Genomic DNA, 17,740 nt, shown 5'->3' on the forward strand with positions numbered 1-17,740 from the left:
ACCATGCCGGACGGGCCGATCGGCGGCCGACCGGACCAGCCGACGTTCCCGGACGGATACGTCGAACGCGTCCAGGCGGCCCTGCGGCAGGGAACGGACACGTGGGGCGAGCAGCTCATGGCGCTGCCCGGCGGCCCGACGATGGCGAACATGCAGGACCTTCTCGTGCCGGCCAGCCACGGCGACGACTTCTGGCACGACACCCGGTGGAACAACCTTCCGCTGACGTACCCGATGCCGGACCTCAAGAACTTCAGCGCGCAGCGGGACTTCAGCTTCCACTTCAGCGACGGTAGCCAGATCAACTCGGACTTCGCCGACGGGCGGACCCGGCAGTGGGTCAAGTTCTACGTCGGCGACGGCGCCGAACTCTACGGGTCGGCCGAGACCAGGCTCGACGAGCCGACGCTCGCCGATGGCTACCAGCCCGTGCTGCAGAACCGCTACACCGACCGCCAGGGACGGATCTACGAGCGGGAGTCCTTCGTCACGCGGTTCTCCGACTCCGCCCGGCTCATGAGCATGGTCCGCTTCACCGTCCGGCCCGGGAACTCCGGCCAGACGTCGGCGAAACTCCGCGTCAACCTGAACGGCATGTACGTCGCCGGGGCCGTGGCTTCCGGAAACAACCTCAAGGTGGGCGACAAGCTCGCCCTCGCCCACAGCGGCCAGGCGGCGTGGAACGCGCCGGACCTGACCTACACCCTCGACCTCAGCGAGGGCCCGGCGGAGGTCCACCTGCTCCTGATGAACCAGCCCCAGGCGCTCGGGACGGTCGTCATGGACAAGAGTGGATACGACACCAAACGGGCGCAGATGATCGCCTACTGGAAGGGCCAGCTCGACACCGGTAGCGGGGTGCAGATTCCGGAGAAGTACGCCGCCGACGCCATGCGGTCCATGCTGCTGACCAACCTCGTCATGGGCTACAACCTCACGATCGGCAACGGCTACGAGTTGCCCGACGACCCGAAGTTCGCGTGGATCCCCGAGGTGGTGGCCACGGTGGGGTCGCTCGGCGACTTCGGCTACGCGCCGCGCACCCGGCAGACGATGGACGAGTTCCTCGTCCGGGGGCAGTACCTCGACGGGTTCACGACCTGGGAGCGGGGCATCAAGCTCCAGGCAACCGCACGGTACGTCCTCCAGACCGGCGACTCCGCGCTCCTCACCACTCACCTTGCCGACTTCAAGGCGTGGCTCGCCGACATCGCGAAGCAGCGGGCCAACGACCCGAACGGGCTGCTGGCCAAGACGAGCCTCTACTCCGACAACAGCACCAAGGCCCACGGCATCCACCACCAGTCCGACGTGTGGCGGGGCCTGCGTGACATGGGCGTCGTGCTACGCCTCATCGGCCGCTCCGACGACGCGGCCGCCTTCACCGCACAGGCCGACGGGCTGCGCGCCGCGACCCTCGACGCGATCAACCGGAGCAAGACACAGCTGCCCGACGGCTCGATCTTCGTGCCCATCGCGCTGCTCGATCCCAACGACTTCGACCCGGCCGGGATGATCACGGACTCGCAGCACGGCAGCTACTGGAACCTCATCATGCCGTACGCGCTGGGCAGCGGCCTGATCGATCCCGACAGCGCCCTCGGGAAGGGCCTGACGACCTTCCTCAACAACCACGGCGGCCTGTTCCTCGGGCTCACCCGGTTCAACCTCAGCGGTGAGCCGGTCGAGGCGTGCCAGACCCGCCCTGCTGGCCCGTGGCCCGCAGCGGACGGTTACCGCTCGAGCGGCGTCGACCAGCAGTACGGCTGGTCCTACCTCAAGTACCTCGACCAGATCGGTGACGCCGATCGGATCGGGCTGACGTTCTACGGCATGCTCGCCCAGGGCTTCACCCGCAACACCTTCATCGGGGGCGAGGGCGAGACCGTCGCGCCGTGCCCGATGGAGTACTACCGCTCCCAGTTCCGGGCGCCCCTGTCACCGAACAACGCCACGTACCTCAAGGCGCTGCGGGGGATGCTCCTCAACGAGACCCTCGACGACGCGGGTGTGCCGACCGAGCTCGACCTCGCGCCGGCGACGCCCAGGCCGTGGCTGTCCGACGGCCAGACGGTCGGGGTCACCGAAATGCCGACCCTGTTCGGCCCGGTGACCTACGCCATCACCTCGAAGGTTGCCCGGGGCACGATCGAAGCCACTATCACGCCGCCACCCGCCGCGGCGGGACGGCCCGAACTCCAGCGGGTCAAGCTGCACCTACGAGTGCCCGCGGGCTACCGGCTGGACGGCGCGACGGCCAACGGCCGGGCGGTGGACATCCAGGAGGACGACACCGTGACCATCCCGGGCACGGGGGCGACGACCGTTCGCGCCACCGTGAAGCCGGTTCCGGTGGCCCCGGTGTCCCGGGCACAGATCGTCTCGGCAGACCTGGCGACCATGGTGGCGCCAGGGGCGACGGCCGACCTCGGGATGCTCGTCGAGATGTCCGGGACCGGTGTCGTCAAGGGCCGGATCTCGCTGGACCTGCCGAACGGATGGACGTCACGGTCCGGGCAGACCCCGTTTGCCCGCAATGCCAAGAACGGGCTCGTGTGGCAGAACGTTCGCGCCCGAGTCTCGGTCCCGGCTGATGCGGCCCCGGGTGACTATCGGATCACCATGACGGCCCGTCCGGACGGTGGGGAGCCGAGAGCGTTCACCAGGACCGTGACGGTGGCCCGGCCGGCCACCGGGACCTACGCGGACCTGGTACGAGCCGACGGCGCGGTCGGTTACTGGCGGCTCGACGACAGCGGGGCGACGGTGCTCGACCGGTCCGGGCACGGCAACGACGGGGTCGTCCGGGGAACCGTGGTCCCGGGCCAGCCGGGACCGCTGGCCGACGAGAACAGCCGGTCGATGAGCCTTGAGGGCGGCTACATCGAGGTGCCCGACTCGGCGAGCCTGAGCCTGACCGGCCCCTATGCCCTGGAGGCGTGGGTCTACGTCCGGGAGGGCGGCGACCAGGGCGTGCTGGAGAAGTACGACTCGCCCGCGCGTAACGGGTACCTCCTGCGTCTGGGCGCGAAGAACCGGCCGGCGGCGATGAACCTCTCGGACACCCTGTCCACCACCGGTCCGGCCGATGCCCCCGTGCTGCAGTGGGGCTGGCACCACCTGGTGTCCGTCTTCGACGGCTCGACGCTCAAGATCTATCTTGACGGCACCGAGCGCGCGTCCGTGCCGATGAGCCGGATGCCGACCGACGGGGCTGCCTCGTTGAAGATCGGGGCACGAGGGGACGACGCGGGGAACCCCTTCGGCGGATGGATGTCCGAGGTCGCCGTCTATGACCGCGCGCTCACCCCGGACAGGGTGAAGGCCCACTACGTCAAGGGCGTGACGGTCGTGAGCCGGTGAACTCCGGCGGCCCGCCGACCTCGGGCGTGCCCGGGTAGAGGCGGATCGCGCTGCCCCCGGTGTCCCTGGTCGCCGGGACCACAGCTGGGCTGTAGCAGGCACAGGGTCCGTGATCGTTCTTCGGTCATGGGCCCTGTGCCGTTCCGTCGGCGTCCCACGACGAGCACATGGGTAGCCGCTGCATCCCCCGCCGTGACCCGGACGGAAGGAACACCGGAGGCGGTCAGGCGGCCTGCCGGCGGCGGCCCAGGGACAGGAGCAGGCCGGCGGCGGCCAGGGCGGCGCCGACGCCGGCGGCGTACCCGGGGAGTCCGGTGGGGATGCCCAGGTGGACGGTGATGCCGAGGATGCGGGACAGGCCCCAGGGCAGCAACGCCAGCTGGTCGTTCCACACCGTCAGCGCGCGCTCCAGCCCGACCACCGCGACCAGGCCGGACAGCACGCCGAGCGGGACGCCCACGGCGGTCAGGGTCAGCCCGACGGCGCGGCGCGGCCGAAGGCCGTACCGGTCCCGCAGGACCACGGCGGTGGCCACGAACAGCCAGCAGAACGCCGCGAACGCGACGGTGACGTACACCGTGCGCAGGGCCGGCTCGGTCCAGAAGACGAACCAGTATCTCCCCGGTCCGCGTCCGGCGAGCGCCGCCAGCAGCAGCACGCTGCGCAGCAACGCGACGCCACCGACCACCGCCCACAGGTGGAACGGGTCCCGCCGGCCGACGACGATCCGTACCACCAGGGCGAACAGCGCCCACCCGCCGAGGGTGACCAGCAGGTGCGCCGGGGCGGCGAACCAGGTGAGGACGAGCCGGCTCGCCACCAGCGCCACGGCCGGGACCAGCCACACCAGCACCCGGTCCGCCCGGGACGCAGGCGTCGGCAGCGCGGCGACCCGCCACGGCCGGACCGCGCCGAGCAGCAGCCCGCGCGCGGCGGCACCGCCGAACCCGCGCCCGCGCAGGCCGAGCAGCACCACCACCAGGATCGCCCCGAGCAGCACCCGGGCCGCCCAGGCCATCGCCGGGTCCCGGTCCGCGCGGTCCGCCCCCAGGTCGGCGGCGGTGAAGTTGTACGCCGGCAGGTCCAGGTCGGCGCCGTAGCGCTGCCGGTGCGCGTCGCGCGCGTCGCGGTACGCCGTCCCGGCGAGCCGCCAGGCGTCGTACGCGGTACGGGAACCGGTGTCCAGCCACTGCGCGTGCCGCAGCACCATGGTCCGGTAGGCGCCCAGGGTCTCGAAGAGGTCCACCTGGTAGTCGAGCGTCCGGGTGAAGTGCGCGCGCAGTCCGGCGTCCCGCCAGGTCGCCGGGTCGGTCGCGGCGACCAGGTCACGCATGCGTCGGGCCAGCGCGACGGCCTGCTCGCCCTCGCCGACCGCCTCGTCGACGCGACCGCCGGTCACCGCGTAGACGCTGCTCAGCGCGGCGGAGTCACCGGTCGGGATGTCCCACTCGAAGATCCACATCATGGGCGGCGGCTCCAGCCCGAGCGCCCGCACCGACCGGTCGGCGTACGGCCCGACGTAGAGGCCCCGGGTGACCGCCGCCCTCGACAGCGCCATGGCCTGCCCGATCGCGGCGACGGTGGCCGGGTCGGCGGAGAACGTGCGGTACGCCCAGTCCGCCGTGACCTGTGCCGGGTCGGCGTCCGGGTCCCAGGCCAGCCGGCCGACGGCGTACGTGTTCAGGTCGTAGAGCTGCCAGAACCCGGCCCGCAGGTGCAGCGACATGGGCCCGGCACGCAGCGGGCCGCCGTCCTGGGTCCAGTTCCAGACGCCCTCGACCTTCGGGTTGGCGAGGAACTCGCGCAGCGCCTGACGGTGCAGCGGGCCGAGGTCGTTGGGGAGCGCGCCGAACCCCTCGAACTCGCGCCGGGCCTGGAACTCCACGATCCGACGGTGGGCACCGGTCAACAGCGTGGTGTTCAACGGCAGGTGACTGTAGAAGTCGCCGAGGGTGTACTTGGTGGAGACGATCAGGTGCGGGTCGTCGAACCCGCCCAGCACCCGCGCGTACGACTCCGGGTTGGTGTGCAGGTCACCGACGGGGCCGACGCCCACCGTCCAGGTGCGGAAGACGACCTCCCGGCCCGCCTCGCCCGCGGTGTCCAGCAGGGCCCGCAGCATCGCCCGCACGGACGTCTCCGTGGTGACCGCGAGCTTCGACGAGTAGTCCCAGCCGTCGGCGGCGTACACGTCGCCCCCCTCGCCGACGCGGACCATCAGCCCGTCGACGAACGGCAGGCTCTCAAACAGCTCGGCCAGTCCGGCCTGGTAGACCGCCCACAGCCGGGGGTCGGTCACGTCGAGGCCACCCACGGTCCGCGTCAGGTACGCCTCCAGCGGGGGCGACACCGCGAGCATGTCGGTGAGCAGGAAGACCTTCACGCCCATCTGGTCGGCGTACCGGAAGACCGGGCCGAAGGCCGCGACCATCGCCCGCGCGCGGTCGACGTGCGGGTCGCCGGCCGGGTAGACCGCGTGCCCGTCGCCGACACCCGCGAAGGTGACGTACTCCAGGAAGCCGGGCACGACGACCCCGTTGTAGCCCTGCGCCACCGAGTGGTCGACGAGCTGCCGGAACTGCGCGCCGATACGGGCCACCGCGTCGGCGTCCACCCACGGCGCGTGTGGCAGCAGCGCCGACGAGACCACGTCGGTGTTCAGGTTGTAGTCGTCGCCTGCGGCGAAGGCGGCCGGGTCGGGCTCACGGCCCACCGAGCCCGCGTCGGTCAGCCGCAGGCCGAGCCGGGGCGTGACCAACCGGCCCGCCTCGGCGGCAGGCAGCGGCTCGGCGCCGGAGCGGATGCGGTCGGCGAGCCGGTACAACCCGGCCGCGACGCCCGCGACGCCGCCGCCCTCGACGGCCAGTTCGGTCCCGCGAACCCCGAGCCGGTACGACTCCGGCACCCCGGCCAGGTCGGTGAGTACGTCCGCGCGCAGGGTGGTCGCCGCCGACAGTGTCGCGCCGGTCTGCCGGGGGCCGGTGGCCGGTCCGGCCGTTGCCGGCGTACCCGGGGCGGTCGCGGTGGTGACCGGGCGCGACGCGGCCGGGGTGACGACCGGGCGGGGCAGGCCCCGGGAGACGAGCGCGTCGGCGACGGCGGACGCGGCCTTCCTGGTGCGCAGCTCGTCGGGTACGACGAGGGACGCCAGCGGCGGCGCCGGTGCCGCCACCCGGGGCGGCGCGGCGGTGGCCCCCTCGCGCGGCACGGCGGCGGGGGAGTGGCTCAGCCCCAGCGTGTCGCCGATGCCCCAGGCCACCGCCGCGCCGAGCGCCAACAGGACGGCTGCGGCGACCAGCAGCGGGTACGGCCGTCGGACCCGGGTAACGTGAGTCACACTCGCATCGTAGTGCCACTGTGGACCCGCGATCGGTGCTCGTCGTCAGTGGGCTCCGTCCGGTCCGGCCAGCAGTTCGGCCAGGTGCAGCGACGGCCGGTGGCGCAGGTCGGCGATCTGGGTGCGGCAGGAGAAACCGTCGGCCAGCACGACCGCCTCCGGGTGGGCGTCGAGGGCCGGCAGCAGGTTCTGCTCGGCGACCCGGACGGAGACCTCGTAGTGGCCCCGTTCCACGCCGAAGTTGCCCGCCAGGCCGCAGCACCCGGCCACCGTGGTCACGGTGGCCCCGGTCCGTTCGAGGAGCGCACGGTCCGCGGACCAGCCGAGAACGGCGTGGTGGTGACAGTGCGGCTGCGCCACGACGACGGTGCCGGTCAGGTCGGGTGGGCGCCAACCGTCGGCGGTCGCCAGCAGCTCGGAGACGGTCGTGGTGGCCGCCGCCACGGCGCGGGCGTCGCCCGCGTGGTCGGTGCCGGCCAGCAACTCGACCGCGTCGGAGCGCAGCACCGCCGTGCAGGACGGCTCGACGCCCACCACCGGCACACCCGCCCGGGCCGCGACGGCGAGCTCGGCGACGGTCCGGCCCAGGATGCGCCGGGCGGCGTCGAGCTGTCCGGTGCTGATCCAGGTCAGCCCGCAGCACACCTGCGTCGCCGGCAGGCGCGGCTCGAAGCCGGCCGACCGGAGCAGTCGGACCACCGCCTCGGCCACCACCGGCGAGAACGAGTTGGTGAAGGTGTCCACGAAGAGCATCACCGGTCGGCCGATGCCGGCGGTGGGGGCCACCCGCGCCGCCCACCAGCGCCGGAACGGCGTGCGCGCGAAGGCCGGGAGCGACCGCCTTCGGTCGACTCCCGCGAGGGGCGGCACCAGCCGACGCAGCAGCGGGAGCCGCAGGGCGAGGTTCGCCAGCGTCGGGACGTGGCCGGCGAGCCGGCTCCACCGGGGCAGCCAGCCCAGGGTGTAGTGCGCGAGCGGACGCAGCCTGCCCCGGTATTTCTGGTGCAGGGCCTCCGCCTTGTACGTCGCCATGTCGATGCCGGTCGGGCAGTCCGACGCGCAGCCCTTGCAGGCCAGGCAGAGGTCGAGTGACTCGGCGACCGCCGGGTCCCGCCAGTCGACGGCGCCCCGGACGACGTCCTGGAGCACCCGGGCCCGACCTCGGGTGGAGTCCTTCTCCTCCCGGGTGGCCAGGTACGACGGGCACATCACCCCGCCGGCCGCCGCGTTGTCCGCCCGGCACTTCCCGACCCCGGTGCACCGGTGTACCGCCTGCGCGAGATCCCCGCCGTCGTTCTCGTACGCGAAGGCCAGCCGTCGGCGGTACGGCGCCACCGCCGCGGCCCGTACGTCGGCGTCGAACGGATCGGGGTCGACCAGCACCCCGGGGTTGAGCAGGTTGTCCGGGTCGAACGCGTGCTTGATCTCGCCGAAGAGCGCGATGGCGTCGCTCGAGTACATCTTCGGCAGCAGCTCAGCCCGGGCCCGACCGTCCCCGTGCTCGCCGGAGAGCGAACCGCCGTACTCGGCGACCAGCTCGGCGGCGGAGACGAGGAACCGGCGGAGCAGCCGCAGGCCGTCCGGTTGGCCGAGCGGGTAGTCGAGACGGACGTGCATGCAGCCGTCAGCGAAGTGGCCGTACGGCGCGGAGGTCATGCCGTAGGAGGTGACCAGCTCGTCGAAGCGGGCCAGGTAGGAGCCGAGCTGCTCCGGCGGGACCGCCGCGTCCTCCCACCCTGGCCAGGCGGGACGGCCGGACGGCGCGCGGCCGGCGAGGCCGGCTCCGTCCTCGCGGATCCGCCACAGTCTCGCGGCGGTGGCGGGATCGTCGACCAGGATCGACTCCACGCCGAGTCCGGCCCGGACGAGCGCGCGGGACCGGTCGAGCACCTCCACCCGGTCGTCTCCCGCGATCTCGACGAACAGCCAGGCGCGGCCCCGGGGCAACGGCGGGACGACGGCGTCGCCCCGGCGCGACCGCAGCACCGCGACGAGTCGCTCGTCCATGCCCTCGCAGGCGGTCGGCCGGAAGGCCCGGACCGTGGGAGCTGCCGCACCGGCACGGACGATGTCGTCGAAGCCGATCGCGACGAGGACGCGGTGGCGGGGATCCTCGACCAGCCGGACGGTCGCCTCGGTGACGACGGTGAGGGTGCCCTCGGAGCCGACCATGGCCTGGTTCAGGTCGAAGCGTTCCGGCAGCAGGTGCTGCACCGCGTAGCCGCTGACCTGCCGGCCGAACCGGTCGAACTCGGTGCGGGCGGTGGCCAGGTGGCGACCCGTCACCTGACGCAGGGCGGCCAGCAGGTCCGCCGGACCGTCGGCCACCGGGCGGCCGTCGCCGTCGTACCCGGTCACCAGGGGTTCCCCGGACGCCAGCAGGTGCCGCATGCCCCGGACGTTGTCCGAGGTCCGGCCGTACCCGAGCGCGCGGTTGCCGCACGCGTTGTTGCCGATCATCCCGCCGATCGTGCACCGGGAGTGACTCGACGGGTCGGGACCGAAGCGGACCCCGTACGGCAGCACGGCCCTCTGCAGGACGGCGTGGACCGTGCCGGGCTGGACGACCGCGGTGCGGGCCTCGGGGTCGACGCTCAGCACCCGGTTCATGTGGCGGCTGAAGTCGAGCACGACGCCCCGACCGACCGCGTTGCCGGCGATGGAGGTGCCCGCGCCTCGTGAGGTCACCGGGACGCCCGTCGTGCGGGCGATCTCCAGGACGGCCGCGACCTCGTCCGCCGCACGAGGGCGGACCACCGCCATCGGCGGGATGCGGTAGAGCGAGGCGTCGGTGGAGTACATGGCCCTGGTACCCGGGGCGTCCCGCACCTCGAGCCCGGCGCGGCGCAGTTCTCCGACCAGGTCGGTCGAGCGGGATTGATCGCGCGTCACATGTAACATGTTACTCATGCCTGATCTGTCCCTCAGCGTGCCGCCGAGCCTCTCCGACCGGGTGGCTGAGGCCGTGCGGGACGGGATCAGGGCCCGCCGCTTCGTGCCCACCGAGTTGTACTCCGTGTACCAGCTCGCGGAACTCCTCGGCGTGTCGCGCAGCCCGGTCCGGGAGGCGTTGCTCCGGCTGGCCGAGACGGGACTGGTGCAGTTCGAACGCAACCGCGGATTCCGCGTGGTCCTGCCCGACCCCCGTGACGTCGCCGAGATCTTCGCGGTCCGGCTCGCCCTGGAGCCGCCGGCCGCGCGCCGGGCAGCCGGCGTCGGCCTGGAGGTCGCCGACACCTTGGAGGCCCTCGACGCCGCCCTCCGGCACGACGACGAGCGCGCGTTCTGGGCGGCTGACCGGATGCTCCACGACCGGATCCTGCGGGGAGCCGGCAACCGACGCGCCGCCGACATCGTGGCGTCACTCCGCGCGACGACCGAGCTGCTCGCACCACCCACGTCGTCCGGGAGCCGGTCGTTGCGCCAGATCCGCAACGAGCACGAACCGGTGATCGCGGCGATCGTGCGGGGTGACGGTGACGCCGCCGAGGCGGCGATGCGCCGACACCTCGTCGACACCGGCCGGCTCCTCGTCGCCCAGGTCGCCGGTCTGTCGCCCGACGCGCCGGCGGTGGCGGAGATCTGGGACGCCGTCGTGGAGTGACGCCGCCCCGCGCGGGGGCAGGGACAACCGCTCACGGAACGCCCGGCGACGTGGAGGCGGTGCGAGGATGGCGACCGTGCTGACGATCGGCCCCTTGACTACATGCGACCGGGACGAGTGGGAAGGGCTGGCCCGCGCTTTTCACGCGCACTTCGCCGGCCGGCCGGGTCGGCCCGAGACCAGGGTCGACGACGACGGCTACGAGCGCACCTGGCAACGCCTGCTCGACGGTGAGCAGATACGTGGCATCTCCGCGAGGCTCGACGGCCGGATGGTCGGCATCGCGCACTACCTGTTCCACGCGAGCGTCTGGTCGGTCGGGAGGTGCTATCTGGCAGACCTGTTCGTGGACCCGCAGGTACGACGGCGAGGTGTCGCCACCGCGTTGATCGAGTGGGTGGCACGTGACGCCGGGGAGCACGGCGCTCCACGCCTCTACTGGAACACCGAAGTGGACGCTGAAGCTCGCGCCTTGTACGACAAGGTGGCCCGCTACCGGGGCTACATCGTCTACAGCTACGGATGATCGACTCAGGGTGCGGCATGTCGGGGTGGTGGACCGGCCGGATGCCCCGGTATGCCGCAAGTGGAGTCGGGTGAACTCCGGACTCCGATGTCCTAGGACGGTTTAGGGGGTGTGCGGCGGGTGTCGGTGGCCTTCGGTATGCTGCCGCGCGGCGAGGCCGTAGCGCAGAGGTCGACGCGCCTTGACGGCAAGCTGGAGGACGCCGGTTCGAATCCGGTCGGTCTCGCCCCCACCCTTCCCAAAGGAGCATCGTGCCCGTCGAGCGTGCCGAGCTGACGGCCTGCCTGGCCGTCCTGGCCCGCCTCGACGACGCCGACCTGGACGAGGCGACCCGGCAGGAGTTGGAGCGGGCGGTCACCGCCGCCCACCGGGGGGTCAAGAAGCGGGCCAAGGCCCGCCGGGACGCCGCGACCCGGGCGGCGGACCGCGCGTTGCTGGCCGGCGCCACCCGCTTCCACACCGAGATCCCCGATTCCGCCCCGCCCACCACCGACCGAGCCGGCACCGGCCGGCCCACCACCGACCGGCCCACTACCGTGGACCGGGACGGCGCGGACCGGGACGCCGTCGGGTCGGTCGCCGCGACGGTTCCCGGATCGCTGCGCCGGGAGCGGTACTGCTACGTGTGCAAGCTGCCCTACCGGCAGGTGGACGTGGACTACCACCTGATGTGCCCGCCGTGCGCGGCGGAGAACCGCGAGCGGCGACACGCGCGTTGCGACCTGACCGGCCGTACCGCCGTGGTGACCGGCGGCCGGGTGAAGATCGGCTTTCACACCGCGCTCAAGCTGCTCCGCGACGGCGCCGACGTGATCGTGACGACCCGGTTCCCCCGTGACGCCGCCCGCCGCTTCGCCGCCGTGCCGGACGCGGACGACTGGACCCACCGGCTCTACGTGCACGGGCTGGACCTGCTCGACCTGGCCGGCACGTTCGACTTCGTGGCCCTGGTCGGTCGGCGCTTCGCCGGGCTGGACATCCTGGTCAACAACGCCGCCCAGACGCTGTACCGGCCGGAGGCGTACCACCGGGAGGTGCGGGCGGCCGAGTCCACGGCGCTGGCGGGGCCGGCGGCGCGGATCGCGGTCGGCGCCGCCCCGGCCGCCACCGCGTCGCGGCACCTGCCCGTCGGGCTGGACGCGTTCTTCCCCGCCGGGCAGGTCGACGAGACGGGCCAGCCGCTCGACCTGCGTGCGGTCAACTCGTGGGTGCTCAGCGACGCCGACGTGAGCCCGCACGAATGGTTGCAGGTGCACGTGGTCAACGCCTTCGCGCCCTTCCTGCTCACCTCCCGGCTGCGCCCGCTGATGGAGGCGAGCGCCCACCCGCAGCGGCACGTCGTGCAGGTCTCCGCGATGGAGGGCAGCTACTCCCGCTCCGGCAAGACCACCCGGCACCCGCACACCAACATGGCCAAGGCCGCGCTGAACATGCTGGTCCGCACGGTCGCCGCCGACTACCTCACCAGCGGCATCCACATGAACAGCGTGGACACCGGCTGGGTCACCGACGAGCGTCCCCATCCCGACAAGACCGCCCAGCGGGAACTCGGCTTCCGGCCCCCGCTCGACGTGGTCGACGGGGCCGCCCGCGTCTACGACCCGATCGTGCGGGGCGTACGCGGCACCCCGGTGAGCGGCCAGTTCCTCAAGGACTACCGGAGCGTGCCCTGGTGACCGACCCGACGCCGGTGCGCTGCCCGGCCATCGCCGACCCCGACGCCGGGCTCGCCCACCCGGGTGACTTCGACCCGCTGCTGGCCCGCCTCGCCGTGCCGGACGCCGTCGTCGCGCCCGAGGAGTTCCCGCGCGGCACGGTGCAGCCGGACGGTCGGCTCGACCTCTGCAAGCAGGGCGTCGGCCCGGCGCAGACCGCCCGGATCGTGGCCGCCGTGGTCGACTCGCCGCTGGTGCGGCACCTGCTGCTGGGCACCAACGGCCTCGGCGCCGACGGCGCCCGGGCGGTCGCCGAGGCGCTGCGCCCGGGGCACCGTCTCCAGACGCTCTACCTGGGCTGCAACCGGATCGACCCGGTCGGGGTCGAGGCCCTCGCCGCCCGGCTGGCCGGCGACGACACGGTGCGCGCGCTGTGGCTCAAGCGCAACCCGGTCGGCGACGAGGGGGTCCGCCGGCTCGCCGCCGCGCTCGCGGTGAACTCCGCCATCCGTACGCTCGACCTGGTCAACGTCGGGATGAGCGTCCGAGGGCTGGCCGCGCTCGCCGACGCGCTGACCGCCCGGGAGCAGCCGGTGCAGCGGCTCTTCCTCGGCGGCAACGGCTTCGGCCCGGATGCCGTGCCGGCGCTCGGCGCGCTCGTGCGGGACGCCGGGGTCCGGGAGCTCTACCTGGCGGCGAACCACCTCGGGGACGCCGGCGCCGCCGCCCTCGCCGAGCTGCTTGACGGGATGGCGGTGACGATCGGGTTGGGCGGCAACGGGATCACCCCGGTCGGGGTGGCGGCGCTGGCCCGGCACCTGGGTTCCTGGCGGGCGCTGGACCTGGCCCGGCCACCGTCCGAGCGGGCTCTCGGGGCGCGCGGCAACGTGGTCGGTGACGAGGGCGCGGCGCTGCTCGCCGACGCACTGCCCGCGGCCCGGCTGCGCCGGCTGGACCTGCGGCGTACGGAGGTCGGTGGGCGGGGCGCGCGGCGGCTCGTCGAGGCCGTCGAGGGCCACCCGACGCTGGAGTACCTGGGCATCAACGGGGGAGTGCCGCGCCGGCAGCGTCGCCGCGCCTCGGCGCTGCTCGCCGAGCGGCCGGTCACCCCGCCGCACGAGGACATCCGGGCGATCGCGAGCGTCTACCGGTGAAACCGCCCGTGATCGACGAGATCCGCACCTGGCAGCGTGTCCGCCGGTACGCCGTGCCGGCCGCGATGGTCGAGGCGTGCGCCGCCGCCCGGGAGGCCGGCGACTGGCGGGCCGCCTGTGCCGCCGGGCGGATCGACGTGGCGTTCGACCTGGCCGAGGTGGCCCGGGAGCACGGCCGGGTCCGCGCCGACCGGGTCGAGGCGGATCTCGGCGTGCTCGCCCCGGACCTGCTGCGCTGGCACCTGCCGCGCGTGCTCGGTGGCCGTACCGGGGTGGCCACCCATGAGCGGTTCGTGTTGTCCACCGGAAACGGGCGGTTCGACGAGCACGACGTCGTGCTGGTGGTGGACACGCCGAAGACCGTCGACGGGTCGCAGCGGCTGCGGCTGACCGTCGGCCCCGCACTGGCCGGGGACTACCCTGTCCAGGACCTGCCGCCGGTGTACTGGAGCGCCGTCAGCGTCGACGGGCTCGCCGGCGCGTACGGCGGCTCCCCGGCCCGGCTGCCCGGATTCACGCCCGACGGCACCCGGCGGCCGTTCGAGTCGTACGCGACGGTGGTCGACCCGGACGATCCGGCGAGCCGCGCGGAGGTCTTCGACCGGCTGGTCGCCGACGGCGAGATGGTCGAGGCGTGGGCGATGGCCGGCGTCGACCTCGACCCGGAGGCCCGGGATACCTACCACCGCGCTCACGAGTCGGAGAGATCCGTGCTCGGCCGCCTGGTTCCGCTGGGGCTGGACGCGGAGCTGGCCCGTATCCAGGATCGCTACGGCGTCGACCGCGTCATGATCTGGTCCGCCGGGCGGCGGGTCGAGATGCGGCGACGGGAGGACGGCACGGTGGCCGCCCGGTTCGTCGGGTACGACCCGAGGCAGGTCAACCGCGTCCGCGTCGTCGGCGTGGTCTACGAGCGCCCCGTCGACCTGGACCTGCTGCGGCACGGCCTGCTCCGTCCCGCCGAGCTGCACCCCCTGGTACGCCGAGCACTGTTCCCGGCCGCACCGTCCGTGGCGCGCGACGCGGTCCCGGTGGCTGACCGTCCACCCGCGACGGACGCGGCCCGACCGGACGCGGCCCCGTCCGAGGCGGGCGGCCTGCGGGTGGAGGTGCCGGTGCGGTGCGGCGGCGAATGGCACACCCTCGTGCACGGTGCCGGCCGGCTCGATCCGGTCTCGCACACCCCCGAGGAGGTCGCCGGGGAGGAGCTGCTGCGGGCGCTGGGCGGGCGGTCGGCGGGCTGCTTCGCCGCCGTGCAGGCGTGGCGCGGCGGCGACGGCCGGCTGCCCCGTGCACTGCGCGAGCTGCGGCGCGACGTGCTGCTGCGGATCCAGCACGGCGGTGCGGCGGCGATGACCGCGCTGCTCGACGCGGGGCTCGACCCGAGGATGGGCGACGGCCGGGGCGGGACGCTGCTGCACCATCTGCGGGCGGTCGGGGACGTCTCGCTGGTCCGGCGGCTGCTCGACGCCGGTGTGCCGGTCATGGCCGGGGACCGCCGGGGGCGTACCGCGTTGCATGTGGCCGTCGGCGACGGGGGCAGCCCGGAGATGGTCCGCGCGCTGCTGGCCGCCGGCGCCGACCCGCACGCCCCCGACGGGGACGACCTCACCCCCTTGGACCTGGCCGAGGGCAAGGCGAACATGTACGACGACGAGGACGAGCACGGGCAGGCGGTGCTCCGGATCCGGGACGTGCTGACCGAAGGGACGCAGCGGTGACGGGGGCGCTCGCGGCGGCCGACGAGCTCGTCGCCGCGACGCGCGGGTGGCGGACCGAGCCGGCCGCCGACCCGAAGGTCGAGGCGCTGGCCCTGGCGGTGACGGCGAACCTGCCGGTCCTGCTCTGGGGTGAGCCGGGCATCGGCAAGTCCGCGACCCTCCAGCAGCTCGCCGAGGGGCTGGGCCTGCCACTGGAGACGGTCATCGCCAGCGTCCACGAGCCGTCGGACTTCGCGGGGCTGCCGATCGTCGGGGACTCCCCGGCCACCGACGGGGTGCCGATGGCCCCGCCGGACTGGGCGGTCCGGCTGGCGCGTACCGGATCGGGTCTGCTCTTCTTCGACGAGCTCTCCTCCGCGCCGCCGGCGGTTCAGGCGGCGCTGCTGCGGGTGGTGCTGGAACGGCGGGTCGGCAGCCTCGCGCTGCCGCCGTCGGTGCGGATCGTGGCGGCGGCGAACCCGCCGACCAGCGCGGCGGACGGCTGGCACCTGGCCCCGCCGCTGGCGAACCGGTTCGTGCACCTGCGCTGGACGCACGACCCGCGCACCGTCGCGCGGGGCCTGGCCGGCACCTGGCCGGCGGTGACCGTGCCGGCGGTGCGGCCCGGGCGCGCGGCGACGGCGCTGGCCAAAGCGCGTGGGACGATCGCGGGTTTCCTCACGGCCCGGCCGGGGCTGACCCACCACCTGCCCGCCGACGCCGAGGCCCGGGGCGGCGCCTGGCCGTCGCCACGCACCTGGGAGATGGTGCTGCGGCTGCTCACCGTCCACCACGCGACCGGAACCGACCCGCAGGCGCTGGCGTTGGCCGTGATCGGCGCGGTGGGCGACGGCGCGGGTCTGGAGTTCGTCACCTACCTGGAGAACCTCGACCTGCCCGACCCGGAGCGGGTGCTCGCCGACCCGGACGCGTTCCGGCTGCCCGAGCGGGGCGACCGGCAGTTGGCGTTCCTGACCGCGGTGATCGCGGCGGTGCAGGCGAAGGTCGACCGGGCGCGCTGGGAGGCCGGCTGGGTGGTGTTGGGCAAGGCGGTCGAGGCGGGCGTGCCGGACGTCGCAGCCCGTGCCGCGATGGACCTCGCGGCGCTGCGGGACACGTCCTGGCCGGTGCCGCCGAGCATCCACGCCTTCGCCGACGTGCTGCGGCTGTCGGGACGCCTGACCGGATGAGCCCGGGTGGCGGCCGGCTGGACCGCACCAAACTGCTCGCGGCCCGGTTCCGGGCCGCGCAGGACCGGCCCTACCTCGCCACCGCGCTGTACAGCGTGACGGTGGTGGAGTCCCCGCAGGTGCCCACCATGGGCGTCGACCGGCACTGGCGCTGCTACGTCTCGCCGGGATTCGTCGACCGGCTGCCGGTGGCCCAACTCGCGGCGGTGTGGATCCACGAGGTGGCCCACCTGCTCCGCGACCACCACGGTCGCGCCGACCGGCTCCCCGTCGGGCAGCGGCGCGACCACCACCGGGTCAACGTCGCGCAGGACTGCGAGATCAACGACGACCTGGTGGCCGACCGGCTGCCGCTGCCACCGGACCGGATCGAGCCGAAGACCTTCGGGCTGCCGGCGGGTCTGCTGTTCGAGGCGTACCTGCCGCTGCTGCCCGCCCGGGTGCGCGGCGGGGCGCACGACTGCGTGTCGGGGTCCGGTGGGCACGACTGCGGGTCCGGGGCGCACGGCGTCGACCGGCCGTGGGAGCGCGACGGTGCGGGTGGCGTCAACACGGTCGAGGCGGGAGCGATCCGCCGGGAGACCGCGCACGCGGTCCGCGCCCACGTCCGGGCCCGGGGCACCGTCGCGGCCGGCTGGGAACGCTGGGCCGCCCAGGTGCTCGAACCCCGGGTGGACTGGCGTCGGGCGCTGACCGGCGCGGTCCGCGAGGCGGCGGCCTGGGCGGTCGGCGCGGTCGACTACACCTACCGACGCCCCTCCCGCCGCGCCGCCGCCATGCGCCGGGTGGTGCTGCCCAGCCTGCGCCGACCGGTGCCCCGGGTGGCCATCGTGGTGGACACGTCGGGGTCGATGGGCGACGGGCAACTCGCCGCGGCGCTCGCCGAGGTCTCGGGGGTGCTCCGGGCGGTCGGTGTCGGCGGCAACCGGGTCACCGTGCTCTCCTGCGACGCCGCCGTGCACGTCGTATGGCGGGTGCACACCGTCGGCGAGGTGCGGCTGGCCGGGGGCGGCGGCACCGACATGCGGGTGGGGATCGAGGCGGCGCTGCGCGACCGACCGCACATCGTGGTGGTGCTGACCGACGGGCTGACGCCGTGGCCGGCCGCGCCATTGGAGTCCACCCGGGTCGTCGCGGGGCTGATCGGGGCGGGCGCGCCGCCCCCACCGTCCTGGATCACCAGCATCACCATCGACGACTGATCGGACCCG

General features: G+C 73.9%; 9 protein-coding genes and 1 pseudogene. 8 read left to right on the plus strand and 2 right to left on the minus strand.

The genetic code is table 11. The annotated features are described in order from the left end of the window. Nucleotides 1-3 precede the first annotated feature (3 nt). Nucleotides 4-3,363 (plus strand): LamG-like jellyroll fold domain-containing protein, encoded by a 3,360-nt coding sequence (locus tag GA0070618_RS23270; protein ID WP_143740380.1) that lies wholly within the window; start codon nucleotides 4-6, stop codon nucleotides 3,361-3,363. Nucleotides 3,364-3,586: 223 nt separating this feature from the next. On the opposite strand, the gene GA0070618_RS23275 is transcribed toward GA0070618_RS23270, so the two are convergent. Together GA0070618_RS23275 and GA0070618_RS23280 are read right to left on the minus strand one after the other, a co-directional pair. Beyond that, entirely contained in the window at nucleotides 3,587-6,700 is a 3,114-nt protein-coding gene (locus tag GA0070618_RS23275) for a hypothetical protein (RefSeq protein WP_231931418.1), read from the minus strand. Between the two features lie 45 nt (nucleotides 6,701-6,745). Continuing rightward, on the minus strand, nucleotides 6,746-9,601 hold the full coding sequence (locus tag GA0070618_RS23280; RefSeq protein ID WP_231931935.1) for an FAD-binding and (Fe-S)-binding domain-containing protein: 2,856 nt from the start codon (nucleotides 9,599-9,601) through the stop codon (nucleotides 6,746-6,748). 7 nt (nucleotides 9,602-9,608) lie between these two features. On the opposite strand from GA0070618_RS23280, the gene GA0070618_RS23285 reads away from it, so the two are divergent. The 7 genes and pseudogenes from GA0070618_RS23285 (at nucleotide 9,609) to GA0070618_RS23315 (ending at nucleotide 17,731) form a co-directional block, all read left to right on the plus strand. Next, nucleotides 9,609-10,304: a GntR family transcriptional regulator gene (locus GA0070618_RS23285; RefSeq protein WP_088983525.1), complete on the plus strand. Its 696-nt coding sequence runs from the start codon at nucleotides 9,609-9,611 to the stop codon at nucleotides 10,302-10,304. A 40-nt stretch (nucleotides 10,305-10,344) separates the two neighbouring features. Beyond that, nucleotides 10,345-10,830, plus strand: a pseudogene (locus tag GA0070618_RS23290) (GNAT family N-acetyltransferase); the annotation flags it as partial. A 251-nt stretch (nucleotides 10,831-11,081) separates the two neighbouring features. Beyond that, nucleotides 11,082-12,506, plus strand: a complete 1,425-nt coding sequence (locus GA0070618_RS23295) for an SDR family NAD(P)-dependent oxidoreductase (protein ID WP_088983526.1) — start codon at nucleotides 11,082-11,084, stop codon at nucleotides 12,504-12,506. Beyond that, complete coding sequence (locus GA0070618_RS23300; RefSeq protein WP_088983527.1) at nucleotides 12,503-13,639, plus strand: leucine-rich repeat domain-containing protein; 1,137 nt, start codon at nucleotides 12,503-12,505, stop codon at nucleotides 13,637-13,639. Before GA0070618_RS23295 ends, GA0070618_RS23300 begins: the two co-directional genes overlap by 4 nt. Further along, nucleotides 13,636-15,360 (plus strand): ankyrin repeat domain-containing protein, encoded by a 1,725-nt coding sequence (locus GA0070618_RS34345; protein ID WP_088983528.1) that lies wholly within the window; start codon nucleotides 13,636-13,638, stop codon nucleotides 15,358-15,360. The genes GA0070618_RS23300 and GA0070618_RS34345 overlap by 4 nt, the downstream gene beginning before the upstream one ends. Next, nucleotides 15,357-16,529, plus strand: a complete 1,173-nt coding sequence (locus GA0070618_RS23310) for an AAA family ATPase (protein ID WP_088983529.1) — start codon at nucleotides 15,357-15,359, stop codon at nucleotides 16,527-16,529. The genes GA0070618_RS34345 and GA0070618_RS23310 overlap by 4 nt, the downstream gene beginning before the upstream one ends. Beyond that, complete coding sequence (locus tag GA0070618_RS23315) at nucleotides 16,526-17,731, plus strand: vWA domain-containing protein (protein WP_088983530.1); 1,206 nt, start codon at nucleotides 16,526-16,528, stop codon at nucleotides 17,729-17,731. The genes GA0070618_RS23310 and GA0070618_RS23315 overlap by 4 nt, the downstream gene beginning before the upstream one ends. The last annotated feature ends 9 nt before the right edge of the window (nucleotides 17,732-17,740 follow it).

Source organism: Micromonospora echinospora (assembly GCF_900091495.1).
Classification (GTDB): Bacteria; Actinomycetota; Actinomycetes; order Mycobacteriales; family Micromonosporaceae; genus Micromonospora; species Micromonospora echinospora.

What these genes read in the sequence shown, in the direction of transcription:
- GA0070618_RS23270 (WP_143740380.1), top strand. Translation starts at nt 4, where the DNA reads ATGCCGGACGGGCCGATCGGCGGCCGACCGGACCAGCCGACGTTCCCG.
- GA0070618_RS23280 (WP_231931935.1), bottom strand. Translation starts at nt 9,601, where the DNA reads ATGTTACATGTGACGCGCGATCAATCCCGCTCGACCGACCTGGTCGGA.
- GA0070618_RS23285 (WP_088983525.1), top strand. Translation starts at nt 9,609, where the DNA reads ATGCCTGATCTGTCCCTCAGCGTGCCGCCGAGCCTCTCCGACCGGGTG.
- GA0070618_RS23315 (WP_088983530.1), top strand. Translation starts at nt 16,526, where the DNA reads ATGAGCCCGGGTGGCGGCCGGCTGGACCGCACCAAACTGCTCGCGGCC.